Below are 12,151 nucleotides of genomic sequence, written 5' to 3'. Positions count from 1 at the left end.
GGTGGGCGAGGTCAGGAGGCGGCCTCGATGGTGATCCGGTCGGCTCCGGACAGCAGGTCGGCGTCGGCGTCGATGTGGCCGAGGACCAGCAGATCTTCGGAGGCGGAGGGGCCGTCCTTGCAGAAGATGGCGAGGTTGCCCCACGGGGCGTAGTAGGTGAGGTCCCCGGTCTTCGGCGCTTGCGGTTCGGGGGCGTCCTCGGTGGTCAGCTTCCTCGGCGGGTCGGCGATCCGCTCGGTTCCGTGGAAGTCCTCCAGTTCCAGCGTGAGCGGAAGCAGGGAGGCAAGGTCCCGGGCGGCGGGGCTGTCGTTCAAGGTCGCATCCTCGGGCTGCCCGTCGATGGTGACGCGGATGTCCATCGGAGTGCTCCTGTCTGATCCGGACGGGCTCGCCGAAGCCGAGGCCGGCGGCTGCCCGGACGCCGCGGCGGAGGACGAGGGGGAGGCGGTGGAGGGTGCCTGCTCGGCGGGTGAATCGTCGGAGCAGGCAGTCGCGGCCACCAGCAGTAGACCGGTGGTGGCGGTGGCGGTCAGGGCCCGGCGCAGGGTGAAGGTCATGGGGTGCAGTCCGGCGGGTCGGGCATGGGCTCGGCGTAGTGGCGAAAACCCTTGCGGTCGGTGTGCAGGCCGTACAGCAGCTCGGCCAGCGCCTCGGGGCTGGAGTACTCGGAGTCGGGGCTGATCGCCCCGGGCACGATGAGCTGGGCTGCGTGGATGTTCTCGTCGGCGAGCGCAGTGTGGAGCATCGCCGCGTAGGCGCTCTCTGCGGCGAACGCGATCGAGGTCCCGGCCACGCTGGCCTTCGGGCGTACCGCGCTGCCGCCGTTGACGAACAGCAACGTGCCCCGGCCCAGCTCCCGCATCCCGGGCAGAACGGTGTTCACGCAGGTGAGCGGCCCCTTGACGGAGAACGCCAGCGGGTCGTCCAGGTCGGCCGCGGTGGTGTCCAGGACCGGCTTCATGAAGTCGCCGCGGGGCACCGGGCTGAACTGCAGGATCTCGACGGGCCCTAGCGTGTCCGCGGCCTCTTGCAGGGCTGCGGTGAGGGAGGCGGGATCGAGGACGTCGGCCGTGAAGCCACGGGCGTGGATGTCCTCCCTCGCCAGCTCGGCTGCCAGGTTGTCCCGGTGCTCGACGCTGCGCGAGAGGAGGGCGACGCGGTGGCCCGCTTTCCCGAAGCGGCGGGCGGCAGCCAGCCCCAGGCCGGGGCCGGCGCCGACGAGGGCGAAGGTGGTCACGGTTTCTCCTCGTGGTGTGTGGGCGGGCGGCATCAGCGCCGCCCGAGGAAGGTGGTGGTTCAGGTGCGGCTCGTCCTGGTCTGGTAGTCCGCGGCGACGTAGGCCGGGACAGGGCGAGGGTCAGGGTCAGCCGGTGGCCGGGGCGGTGGCGTACTCCTCGTCGGTGACGGGGTTCAGCCAGTGCACGACGTCGTGATCGTCGTCGCCCTCGTTGATGGCCAGGTGGACCATCAGCCGGTTCGGTGCGGCACCGTGCCAGTGCTCCTCATCGGCCTCGAACAGGACGCGGTCGCCGGGCCGGATGACTTCCACCGGTCCGCCCCGGCGCTGGCACAGTCCGATCCCTTCGGTGACGAAGACGGTCTGGCCCAGCGGGTGGCGGCGCCAGTGGGTGCGGGCGCCGGGCATGAAGTGCACCAGGTTGGCGGTCACCCGGGACGGGGCGGGGGCTGCGGCGACGGCGTCGATGTAGACGCCGCCGGTGAACCAGTCCGCCGGACCCTTGGCGGTCTCGATCGAGCTGCGGGTGATCTGCACGGCTGCTCCTCGTGCGGTTGACGGGGCCGGTCAGGGAGTGAGGAGGGTCTTGATGGCGCGGCGTTCGTCCATGGCCTTGTAGCCTTCGGCGACCTGGTCGAGGGGGAGGGTGAGGTCGAAGACCTTGCCCGGGTCGATCGCGCCGGTCAGGACGCGGCCGATGAGGTCGGGCAGGTAGCGGCGTACAGGGGCGGGGCCGCCGCGCAGGCCGACGTGGGAGAAGAACAGTTCCTGGCCGTCGACGGCGACCTCGTGCGGGACGCCGACGAAGCCGACGCTCCCCCCGGGGCGGGCGGAGTGCAGGGACTGGCTCATGGCCTGGGCGGTGCCCACGCACTCCAGGACACTGTCCGCGCCGATCCCGCCGGTCATCTCCTTGATCCGGGCGACACCGTCCTCGCCGCGCTCGGCGACGATGTCGGTCGCGCCGAACTCGCGAGCGAGCCTCTGCCGGCTCTCGTGGCGGGACATGGCGATGATCCGCTCCGCGCCGAGTTCCTTGGCGGCGATCACCGCGCACAGGCCGACCGCACCGTCTCCGACAACGACGGCGGTCGAGCCGGGCTTGACCTCGGCGGCCTCCGCGGCCCACCAGCCGGTGCCCATCACGTCCGAGACGGCCAGCAAACCGGGCCAGAGCCGTTCCTCCGGCACGCCGTCGGTGGCGACGAGGGTGCCCTGCGCGTTCGGGATGCGCACGTACTCGGCCTGGCAGGTGGACATGAACTCGACGTTCAGACAGCTCGACTGGAACCCGTTGCGGCAGTTCGCGCAGACGTTGTCCGAGGTTGCGAACGAGCCGATGACGAACTGGCCGGGCTTGACCGAGGTGACCTCGGACCCGACCACTTCCACGAAGCCGACGTACTCGTGGCCCATCGGATGGGCGTGCTCGGTCGGCTCCGCACCGCGGTAGGGCCACAGGTCCGACCCGCACACACAGGTCACGGCCGTGCGGATGATCGCGTCGGTCGGGTATTCGATCTTCGGGTCATCCAGAGTCTCGAAGCGGATGTCGCCGGGGGCGTGGATCACTGCGCCGCGCATGAGAGGTTCCTTTGCGTACCGGGTACAGGGTGCGGAACCCGGAGCCTCGGACGGCGGACCGCCCGGGCCGGGTGCGGGGCTCCGCCTTCTGCCTTCGTGGCCGGAAGGAGAAGCACCACGCCTTCCAGGAAACGACCTCTTCACACGCGTAGCGAGACACTGATAAGGGGTGTACCAGCAGTACATCCCTATGGCCGCGTGCCGGACGTACCGTCGAAGGCATGGACAACCGTGAGGAGGTCCGCGAGTTCCTCACCTCGCGGCGCGCAAAGATCACCCCCGACCAGGCCGGACTACCCACCGGATCCCGCCGCCGTGTGCCGGGCCTGCGTCGCAGCGAGGTCGCGGCCCTCGCCGACATGAGCGTCGAGTACTACTCCAAACTGGAGCGCGGCAACCTCGCCGGAGTCTCCCCGGCCGTCCTCGAAGCCCTCGCCCGCGCCCTGCAGCTCGATGACGCCGAACGCGCCCACCTGCTGCACCTGGCCCAGGCCGCCGACGGCTCCGACGCCCTCACCCGCCCCCGCCGCCGTGCCGCCACCCGGCAGTGGACCCCGCACCGCAGCCTGCAATGGACCCTGGACGCGATCACCGCCGGACCGGCGTTCGTCCGCAACGGGCGCATGGACATCCTTGCCGCCAACCAGCTCTTCCGCGCCTTCTACACCGACCTCTACACCGCGCCAGGCAACCAGCAGAACCTGGCCCGCTTCACCTTCCTCGACCCCGCCGCCCGCCACTTCTACCCGGACTGGGATGCCTTCGCCGACATCACCGTCGCCATTGTGCGTGCGGAAGCCGGCCGCAATCCGCACGACAAGGAGCTGCACGATCTGGTCGGGGAGCTGTGCACCCGCAGTGACGAGTTCCGTACCCGTTGGGGTGCGCACAACGTCCGCCACCACGGCACCGGCACCAAGCACTTCCACCACCACGCCGTCGGCGACCTCTCCCTCGCATTCGAGGGCCTGGAGATGGCCGCCGCACCCGGCCTCACCCTCACCATCTACACCACCGAGCCTGGCTCACCCTCCGAAGAGGGACTGTGCCTGCTCGCCACCTGGGCCGCCACCCAGGAAGCCGACCCGGACACGGAACGGTCGGCGACCAGCTGACCGTCAACAGGGCTGGCCCCCATGGGGCTCGGCACTGTCGGGTGTGCAGCCTGCTGACCTGGGACGACTAGGTTGGATGTCAGAGAGGCTGCTTGTGGTGACGCCGTTCGGGGTCGTGTGTATCTCAGGTAGTGGCGGATGCTGTCGTAGGTGACCAAGTAGTCGTGGTGGTCCAGGAGTTCGGTCCAGATCTGCCTGCCGTTGAGCCTTCTGCTAATCATGCTCTCGATCAGGTCGGCGAGTTCACCTGTGATGGGATGGGTCAGCGGACCCGTCTCTGTGGTGGTCAGGCGTGGGATCTCCAAGGCGAAGCGGACGTCCCAGGAGCGGAGGTTGTAGCGCTTTGCGAGCACGCGGATTTGTATGCCTGTAAGGGCGTCTTGGACAGTCCCGAACCTCGACGCCGAGGCGTGGGTGTCCGGTGGTTGGGTCGTGGAGGGCACCGAGCAGGGGTTCGGTGAAGAGGGTGCCGCGGTGGTCGATATCGGTGTCGGGGGTCAGGCCAGCCATGTACGCGTCGCGGTCGGTGTCGGCCAGGTGAGCGAGGCATGCGTTGTGATCAGGGACATGGATGCCGCGGCAGCCGAGCGGGTCCACGGCAGTGGTGCCGTGGCCACAGTGCGGCCATGCAGGCGCAGTTGAGGGCGGTTCGGGGTTCGGGTGTGGCATGCCCGAAGGACGATCGAGCACGGCCGGATAGTTGCATGCCCCGCCTCCGAGGCCGCAAGACCGAAGTCTTCACTCTGGCACTGAAGAGCGTCGGAGATGAATCGAGCGCTACTGAGGTCTTCCGTGGAGTCCGACACCGTCCCTGCCCGGCCCGCGCCGTCCGTCCCGGATAACCTCCCCGTTTCCGGATTCCACACCCCCCTGAGCTGAGAAGCTGTGAACGAACCCCCCACAGACGGCTCCTGCGGCTGCCGAGCAGTTCCGGTCATTGGGCGTCGCAAGGGAAAGCGGTCGAACGAGGAACGCTGAACGTCCGGTCCGGACACAGGAGGCTTCGGTCGGCTCTGGTGACCATGGGGACGGACGAGCCGGACACGTCGTTTGCGTTCCCCTGGCCGATCTCATTCCCAGTGGACCGTATCGATCAGCTCCTCGGCCGGGGCGCGCGGGTCACGCCCTGCGCACACAGTCATCGATGGGAGGCCACCACCTGCCCCTGCGGGCGCGCGTCACTTGGTAGCCGCCTTCGGCGACGGGTCCAGCTCCCGCGCCTCGATCAGTTTCCTCAGCTCCGGCAGGGTCTTCTCCGAGTTCCGCTCGATGTAGAGAGTGCCGCCGGCCGGATGGTCCACGGTTACGGCGTGGACGGGGTCCACGCCTTCGATCGCGTACACGGGTACCGGCCTCGAAGGCACTTCCTGGTCCTCATCGTTCGGAGTGTCGTCGCACCCGGGTGTGGTGCCCGTGCCGAGCCGTCTGCCCGCCGTGACGCCGACGCCGTCGCCTTCGTCATCGGGATAAAGCCCGTGCCCCAGGTAGGTGTGGCCCCGGTACACGAGCAGGGCCGCGCAGGAACCATCCGCCCCGCTTTGCGTGGTGCCCGTCCCCGCGCAGGCCACGGACAGGCTAATCAGGGTGGCCGCGAGCACCGCCCGTACGCTCGCCAATCCAGCCGCCCCCGCGCTCGCCGTTCTATCGGCCGTCCGCTTGCCCGCCATGTACCAACCTCCCCCGGCCGCCGGCACCTCCGGCATGCCGGACCTTGGACGCCAGAGGGCCGCGAAAGGTTCGCTCTCTGGTACGTGATGGCACCGCCCGGGAGCCGTCAGCGCCCGGCCATAACAGTTCATTCACAGGCTCTGAGATTGAGGAGCGGTCGCGGAAACTGACGATGTTGTTCGATTGAGAGGGCGGTCGCGAACCCGGCTGCCTGACTCAATCGCCCATCGCTCAGCCGCGAGCCAGCGCCACGAGGAATTTGGTCTCGGCGTCGTTCCGACCCGCGCAGAGCCTGGAGGCCGCATCCATGACAGCAACAGCGCGGCACCAGGCCAGTACGCGACCGGAAGACTGGCCGGGAACCAGCGCCGCCAATTCCTCGACCCTCCGCTCCAGCTCGGCGAGTTCCTCCACTCCCGCCATCACCCAGTCCACAGCGTCGAAATCAGGGTCACCGAGCGCAGGCCGGGGATCGATCGCGACCATCTTCTGCCCGGGCCCGGACAGCACGTTGGCCGGATGAAGATCACCGTGCACGAGTCCCACCGTGCCGCCGCTGGCGAGATCCAGGGCGGCTGCGCGAGCCCGGTTGAGCACCGCCGGGTCAAACACTTCGCTCAGACCGGCACCCGCCAGCCGGCGGTCGGTCAGCTCGAAGAGGAAGTCCACTCGGTGCGCAAGCGGCTGCAGCACAGAACCTTGACCGCGAGCAGGGGAAGGAATGCGCAGTTCCCGCAGCAGGGCTGCGACCTCCGGAAGACTCCAGCTGAGCTGCCTCACCGGGACTCCCGGCTTCACGTCCTTCAACAGCAGGGCCCCGACAGCAGGATCCTCCGCCAGCAGTTGGACAACCGACGGCGTGCCGGCCCAGGCGCGCAGTGCCTCTGATTCCGCGGAGGCGATCTCGAGGTCGGGGGTGAGCTTCAGCCACACGGTTGCCCCGTCACCCTGCTGTGTGCAGCGGAACACCCGTGAGGTGCCGCCTCCGCCCCCCGCGAGCACAGTCAGGTTCCAGCGAGCCGCCAGCTGATCTACCAGAGCTGGCAGTTGATCACACCAGCCCAAAACTTCCGATCCGAAGCGCACGACAAGCCGGCTACGAACCTCCGGCGGTACAAAAGCTATCCCGTCCACCGAATCCCCGTTCGTCGCCGCAGGTCACAGAACGTATCAGGACGCCCAGCAGCGCTTCGACGGAAATAGCAGAGCGTCGAGATGAGCAATGGGCCCCCCGACCGCGGATGACGCCGTTTGGAGTTGCTGGAGTACCTCGCTGAGACGGGAATAACCGATGCGTCCACAGGTCCACGGACTCCTATGATCACCGGATGACGGACCCTCTCTACCCCAGTAAGCCCCGCCCCGGAGACCTGGTCGCGGTGCTGTCCCCCTCGTCCGGTCTGCCCGGTGCCCTACCCCTGCCCTACGAGTTGGGGTTGTCCAGGCTTCAGGACGACTTCAGGTTGAAGCCCGTGGAGTATCCGACTACCCGGAAGATGGGCTCGACGCCCGAGGAGCGGGCTGCGGACATCCACGCGGCCTTCGCGGACCCTGACATCAAGGCAGTGATCGCCAGCATCGGCGGTGACGATCAGATGGCCGTCCTGCCCCACCTCGACCGCACGCTACTTCGCACCAACCCCAAGCCCTTCTTCGGCTACAGCGACAACACCAACCTGTTGTTGTTCCTGCGGAACCTGGGCATCGTCGGGTACCACGGCGGCACAGTGATGGTCGAGTTCGGGCGTCCAGGTGCGATGCACCCGATGACGGCGGATTCTCTCAGGGCGGCGTTGTTCACCTCTGGCGAGTACGAGCTCACTGCGGCAAGCACGTACGGGGACGTCGGCCGTCCCTGGCAAGACCCGCGCACCTTCGAGTCCGAGCCCGAGATGGAACCCGCTGGCGGGTGGTCCTGGCACAACGGCGACCGGGTAGTTGAAGGGATCAGCTGGGGCGGCAACCTGGAGATCATCTCCTGGCTGCTGATGGCCGACCGTGCCGTACTGCCGGTCGGGGCCTACGCCGGGAACGTGCTCTTCCTTGAGACGTCCGAGGAGATGCCGCGCGCCGAAGAGGTCTACAGGATCCTTCGGAACATGGGCGAACGCGGTCTCCTCCAGCAGTTCCCCGCGCTACTGATGGGTAGGGCCAGGAGCTGGTCGTTCGAGAACCAGCTCGGCCCACAGGAGAAGGCGCACTTCCGCCGGCAACAGAAGGAGGCCGTCCTCCGGGCCTTCCAGCAGTATGCCCCCGACGCGATGGTGGTGTTCGACGTCGACCTGGGCCACACCGACCCCCAACTCGTCATTCCCGTCGGTGGACGGATCCGGGTGGACGGCCCGGCGCGTCGGATCACGGTCACCTATTGAGGCAGCTCCACATCCATGCGGTGTCAGCCTGGGGCGGCCGCCGCGTCGTCCCGGGGTTTCCGTCTCCTGGACGACCTGGCTCTAACGTTGATCGTCATCGAAGCGAGCCGCGAAGCGGCACCTCTGGCATATGCCGCAGGTTGACTATCTGGACTCACTTGAGACGACATGCAACTGGCTGTCTCAGCCAAGTTCGGGCACTGCAGGTCAGGGCGTTGGCCTACCCAGACTTATTTGAGACAGGACAGCTTCAGCTGGCGAGTTTCGCCAACTGAAGCACTCAGCGTCCCGTGCGTCCCCGGCTGCGGGGCATACGGGAAGCCATGGTGCGACGGTGGCGCCCCCACCCCCTGGCAGTCGGCCGCGCGCCGTGAGATCGTCCGCAGGTGACCGACGTTGCTGGTGGAGAAACGACCTCGGGACGACCGGACGACCGAGCCGCGTCCGCCCTGCGCTTCGCGACGGAGCTCGTCGCGTGGGTGGCCACCCCCTGGGCCTTGGCCGGCCACTCATGGATGCTTGCCGCCGTGTCCGTAGTGGCCCTGATCGGCCTTCCGACGCTTTTCTCCACCCGGAGGGACAAGGCCAACGTGATCATCGCGGTACCGGGCTGGGCCACGATCCTGCTGGTGCTGCTCCAACTCGCCGCAGCTGTGATCTCCTCGTGGCTGGCCTGGCCCGCCTGGGCGGCGATCCCCGTGACCCTGCTGGCCGCCGGCACTCTTGTCACGGAGCGTCGGCGCTGGCGGTGGCTGGTTTCCGCGAACCAACTGGCCAAGTGAAGCGCTCAGTCACAGCCGGGACTCGGCGCTGTAGGTGGCCTCACCGGCCAAGTGCGCACTCATCGACCACCCGACAGACGCAGCCCTCGGCGTGCCGAGGTCTTCGCCCCGGCGAGCGGGTACCGGGGCCGGGTTCCGCTGCGGATCTTCGCCTGGCCTTCCGCCACCCACGGGTACTGGGCGCGTCCGCGTCCCGGTAGCGTCCGTTCCATGATCGCCGTCGATGCGCTCGTCCGCCTCTGCCCTCCGCCCGTCAATCCGCCACCCGCGGTCGACTGGGCGCAAGCCGAGCGCGCCCTCGGTGCGGCTCTGCCTGCCGACTACAAGCAGCTCGTCGAGATATACGGCGACGGCATCTTCGACGAGACGATCTGGCTGCTCGTCCCCGACTCCGCCTACGACGACTGCGACCTGCACGCGCAGATGACGGAACGGGACGAGGTCCTGGCCGACCTCTGGGAGTTCGAGGACAAGCCCGCCGGCCTGCAGGAGGCGGGGGCCAGGGTCCTGCCGTGGGCATTCGAGGAGGGCACGGGGGCGTTCCTGTACTGGTTGGCGCGGCCCGGTCAGCGCCCCGAAGAGTGGACCGTGCTCTACAACGAGGGGCGCGGCCCCCTGTGGGAACACCACGACATGGGGTGCCTCGCGTTTCTGCTGGCGGTGCTGACCGGTACGGCGGAAACGGAGTACTTCGGCTACCTCTACGAAGTGCTGAAGCCGACGGTGCACCGCTTCGCGACGGCCGACCAGATCCTTGGAACGGCCGGGTAGTGACGCCCTCGCCCGCTCTCGACGACCTGGCTCGCCGCTGGCACACGTGACTGAGTGCGGTACTTGGCCAGACCGGCCAAGTACCGCACTCAGTCACAGCACGACAGTTTGCGAGGGGAGCACGACAGCTTGCGAACGTGTGGCCAGTGACTGATCTCTCGCCAGGAAGGTTGAGTGGCGAGATCTTCCGGAGAGTGAGAGCTGCCCCGCCTGCCCCGATACTGTGGCTTCGCATGACCAACTCCGAGATCGAGATCACCGCAGACCTGGTCCGTGACCTGCTGCAGGAGCAACATCCAGACCTTGCAGGGCTGGCCATCCGCGAGGTGGCGGGCGGTTGGGGCAACCAGATGTGGTGCCTCGGGGATGAGTTGGCCGTGCGCATGCAGCGCATGGACCCCACTCCGGAGCTCCAGTTCAAGGAGCGGCGGTGGCTACCCGTGCTGGCTCCGCGCCTGCCGCTGCCGGTGCCGACCCCGGTGCGGTTCGGCGAACCGTCCGAGCGCTTCCCCAAGCACTGGACTCCACCTCCGCGGTGACAACAACATGGTCTCAACCAACCTCGTCACCTACGAGGTGCCCGCCGCCTCGATCCGGCCCGCCGGGGGCCACGCCCGCCCGCCCTGGTCCGTGTCGCGGCAGGGGACGGCAACTTCGTCTCCAACAACCACATGGTCAGCAACGTCGCATGCAACCATGTGGTGCTCGACTCGACGACTACCGGAACGAAGGTGCTGGACAGCGGCCCGGCCGGAGAGATCAAGGCCGATACGCAGAACTGCGCCATCAGACCCACGCCGTAGCCGGCGCGCGGTCGGGGAGCGATGGCCGGTTCGCGCGGCGCTCGCGTTCCGCGGCTTTCCTGCTGCCCGTCACTCGGACACCGAGTGACGGGCAGCAGGAAAGTGGTTCACCCCTGTGTGACGTGCCTCAGACGGTGAACTCCCGGATCATGGTGTCGCGGAACACCGCGGCGCCCCCGGTGGTGAACAGCGAGACCCCGATGTCGACCAGGTAGGGGAACGCCTCCATCGAGTGCACGTACCGCCCGTCGTCGAAGAACACTTCGACGGTCGTCCGGTCCACGAGCGCGCGCAGCCGCACCGACCGCGTGGCCGTGTCGAAGGGCGTATGGCTCTCCTGGTAGTTCCCGGAGGAGTCCGGATTCGGCACGCCACGACGGTTGACGAAGGCGAAGTCGTCATAGACGCCCGCGTCGATGTGCCGCCCTCCGTCGACCGACTTGCGCAGCTGGACGCCCGCTCCGGTGAGCGCGCCGTCCCAGGTGATCTCGCAGGTCAGCTCGTACGAGATGCCGGTGTACGACAGCGCGAGCTCCCCGTCGACCGTGAGATCGCCGAGGTCCACGGTCTTGGAGACGTGGTCGTCGAGCGCGGTGACCGGGCTGGTGGCGAGATACAGCGTGCCGGAGGGGTCCTTGCGCAGGGTCACCTCGCGGACGATCGAGTCGGTGCCGTTGAAGCCGTCGGAGTCGATGGTGGGCGTGGTGTTGGGGTAGTCCCAGTTGTTCATCCAGCCGATCGCGTACCGCATGGCCGGGTCGACGGAGCCGTCGGCGCGGTGCTTGTCGAAGGTGACGGCGCCGTAGAAGTCGAAGCCGTGGTCGAGCCACTGGGGGGCGGCGGCGTCCGGAGTGAAGGTGGTGCCGTCGAAGGAACCGGTCCAGTACGCGTATGTGTTGGGCAGGCCGGACGCCTTGCCGTTGGCGCTCACACCGAGCACCCAGGTGGCCGTGCCTCCGGTGCCGGTGATGTGGAACAGGTCCGGGCACTCCAGCGTGCCGAGGCCCTCGTGGGTGAAGCCGCTCGCGTATGTCCAGGACTTGAGGTCGTCGGAGTGGTAGATGCCGACCTTGGTCTTCTCGGCGAGGGCCATCACCCAGCGGCCCCGCTCCTCGTCGCGGATCACCTTCGGGTCGCGGAAGTCCTTGACGCCCGGGTTGGCCAGGACCGGGTCGGTGCCGTGGTTGGTGAAGGTGTGGCCGCCGTCTGTGGAGTAGTACAGGTACTGCGCCTGGGAGTTGGCGGTGCTGTCAGGCTCCATCGTGACGACGACGATGACGGCGCCCGCGCCGAACCCGGCCGTGTTGCCGGGGTCGACCACCGCGCACCCCGACCACACGTCCCCGTTCGCAGTCGTGTCCTTGGGCACGGCGACACCCCGGTCACGGAAGGACACCAGATCGGTGCTGGTGGCCAGGCGCCAGGTGGTACCGGCCTCCGTCCCGCCCGTGAGGTAGTCCGGGTTGTAGAGGTAGTAGTAGTGGTACTCGCCCTCGATCCAGATCGGCCGCTGCGGGTCGTTCTTCCACTGGTCGGGGACCGTGAAGTGGTACGTGTTGCGGTAGCCGGTGGCCGTCGACGTGGACTTCGCCTTCGGCTTCGCCTTCACCCTGTGCGCCGCTGGGGCGGCGGCCTGCGCGGGCGCGGCGACGGGCAGCAGCGCCGCGGCGGCGCCGAGGGCGGTGGCCGTACGGAAAAGGGTCCTGCGGTTCAGGCGCGGCTCAGGGGGCGTCATCGGTCCTCGGTTCTCCCAGCTTCACTGACGGGGGGCGACCAGGACTGTAGACCTAACTCGTTAAAGGTGGAAAGGGGCCGGGTT

Annotated in this window: 12 protein-coding genes and 1 pseudogene; 6 read left to right on the top strand and 7 right to left on the bottom strand. The window is 68.2% G+C overall.

The annotated features are described in order from the left end of the window. Positions 1 to 11: 11 nt before the first annotated feature. From OG574_RS50840 to OG574_RS50825, 4 genes are all read right to left on the bottom strand, one after another. Entirely contained in the window at positions 12 to 557 is a 546-nt protein-coding gene (locus tag OG574_RS50840; RefSeq protein WP_326779155.1) for a cyclophilin-like fold protein, read from the bottom strand. Beyond that, a complete protein-coding gene (locus tag OG574_RS50835) occupies positions 554 to 1,237 on the bottom strand; it encodes an SDR family NAD(P)-dependent oxidoreductase (RefSeq protein WP_326779154.1) in 684 nt (227 codons plus the stop codon). Before OG574_RS50835 ends, OG574_RS50840 begins: the two co-directional genes overlap by 4 nt. Positions 1,238 to 1,363: 126 nt before the next feature. After that, entirely contained in the window at positions 1,364 to 1,774 is a 411-nt protein-coding gene (locus OG574_RS50830; protein WP_326779153.1) for a (R)-mandelonitrile lyase, read from the bottom strand. Between the two features lie 30 nt (positions 1,775 to 1,804). After that, positions 1,805 to 2,821, bottom strand: coding sequence for a zinc-dependent alcohol dehydrogenase family protein (locus OG574_RS50825; RefSeq protein ID WP_326779152.1), 1,017 nt, complete (start codon positions 2,819 to 2,821; stop codon positions 1,805 to 1,807). Positions 2,822 to 3,042: 221 nt separating this feature from the next. On the opposite strand from OG574_RS50825, the gene OG574_RS50820 reads away from it, so the two are divergent. Continuing rightward, the gene (locus OG574_RS50820) at positions 3,043 to 3,936 is read left to right on the top strand and encodes a helix-turn-helix transcriptional regulator (RefSeq protein WP_326779151.1); all 894 of its coding nucleotides are present in this window, start codon (positions 3,043 to 3,045) and stop codon (positions 3,934 to 3,936) included. Between the two features lie 1,178 nt (positions 3,937 to 5,114). On the opposite strand, the gene OG574_RS50815 is transcribed toward OG574_RS50820, so the two are convergent. Both OG574_RS50815 and OG574_RS50810 read right to left on the bottom strand, forming a co-directional pair. Beyond that, positions 5,115 to 5,603, bottom strand: coding sequence for a DUF6281 family protein (locus tag OG574_RS50815; RefSeq protein ID WP_326779150.1), 489 nt, complete (start codon positions 5,601 to 5,603; stop codon positions 5,115 to 5,117). Between the two features lie 232 nt (positions 5,604 to 5,835). Continuing rightward, entirely contained in the window at positions 5,836 to 6,537 is a 702-nt protein-coding gene (locus tag OG574_RS50810; RefSeq protein ID WP_326779149.1) for an aminoglycoside phosphotransferase family protein, read from the bottom strand. A 395-nt stretch (positions 6,538 to 6,932) separates the two neighbouring features. Between OG574_RS50810 and OG574_RS50805 the strand changes: the two genes are divergently transcribed. From OG574_RS50805 to OG574_RS50785, 5 genes and pseudogenes are all read left to right on the top strand, one after another. Continuing rightward, positions 6,933 to 7,976 (top strand): S66 family peptidase, encoded by a 1,044-nt coding sequence (locus OG574_RS50805; RefSeq protein ID WP_326779148.1) that lies wholly within the window; start codon positions 6,933 to 6,935, stop codon positions 7,974 to 7,976. Between the two features lie 386 nt (positions 7,977 to 8,362). Continuing rightward, a complete protein-coding gene (locus OG574_RS50800) occupies positions 8,363 to 8,758 on the top strand; it encodes a hypothetical protein (RefSeq protein WP_326779147.1) in 396 nt (131 codons plus the stop codon). Positions 8,759 to 8,968: 210 nt separating this feature from the next. Continuing rightward, on the top strand, positions 8,969 to 9,529 hold the full coding sequence (locus OG574_RS50795; RefSeq protein ID WP_326779146.1) for an SMI1/KNR4 family protein: 561 nt from the start codon (positions 8,969 to 8,971) through the stop codon (positions 9,527 to 9,529). Positions 9,530 to 9,762: 233 nt separating this feature from the next. Then, a pseudogene (locus OG574_RS50790) lies at positions 9,763 to 10,053 on the top strand (phosphotransferase); the annotation flags it as partial. 99 nt (positions 10,054 to 10,152) lie between these two features. Further along, the gene (locus tag OG574_RS50785) at positions 10,153 to 10,332 is read left to right on the top strand and encodes a hypothetical protein (RefSeq protein WP_326779470.1); all 180 of its coding nucleotides are present in this window, start codon (positions 10,153 to 10,155) and stop codon (positions 10,330 to 10,332) included. A 127-nt stretch (positions 10,333 to 10,459) separates the two neighbouring features. On the opposite strand, the gene OG574_RS50780 is transcribed toward OG574_RS50785, so the two are convergent. Continuing rightward, on the bottom strand, positions 10,460 to 12,067 hold the full coding sequence (locus OG574_RS50780) for a glycoside hydrolase family 32 protein (protein ID WP_326779145.1): 1,608 nt from the start codon (positions 12,065 to 12,067) through the stop codon (positions 10,460 to 10,462). Between the last annotated feature and the right edge of the window lie 84 nt (positions 12,068 to 12,151).

Source organism: Streptomyces sp. NBC_01445 (assembly GCF_035918235.1).
GTDB lineage: Bacteria > Actinomycetota > Actinomycetes > Streptomycetales > Streptomycetaceae > Streptomyces.
This window is presented reverse-complemented; position numbering and strand designations above follow the sequence as displayed.

Coding starts and splice junctions, on each gene's coding strand:
- OG574_RS50840 (WP_326779155.1), bottom strand. CDS start 557: ATGACCTTCACCCTGCGCCGGGCCCTGACCGCCACCGCCACCACCGGT.
- OG574_RS50825 (WP_326779152.1), bottom strand. CDS start 2,821: ATGCGCGGCGCAGTGATCCACGCCCCCGGCGACATCCGCTTCGAGACT.
- OG574_RS50820 (WP_326779151.1), top strand. CDS start 3,043: ATGGACAACCGTGAGGAGGTCCGCGAGTTCCTCACCTCGCGGCGCGCA.
- OG574_RS50815 (WP_326779150.1), bottom strand. CDS start 5,603: ATGGCGGGCAAGCGGACGGCCGATAGAACGGCGAGCGCGGGGGCGGCT.
- OG574_RS50805 (WP_326779148.1), top strand. CDS start 6,933: ATGACGGACCCTCTCTACCCCAGTAAGCCCCGCCCCGGAGACCTGGTC.
- OG574_RS50795 (WP_326779146.1), top strand. CDS start 8,969: ATGATCGCCGTCGATGCGCTCGTCCGCCTCTGCCCTCCGCCCGTCAAT.
- OG574_RS50780 (WP_326779145.1), bottom strand. CDS start 12,067: ATGACGCCCCCTGAGCCGCGCCTGAACCGCAGGACCCTTTTCCGTACG.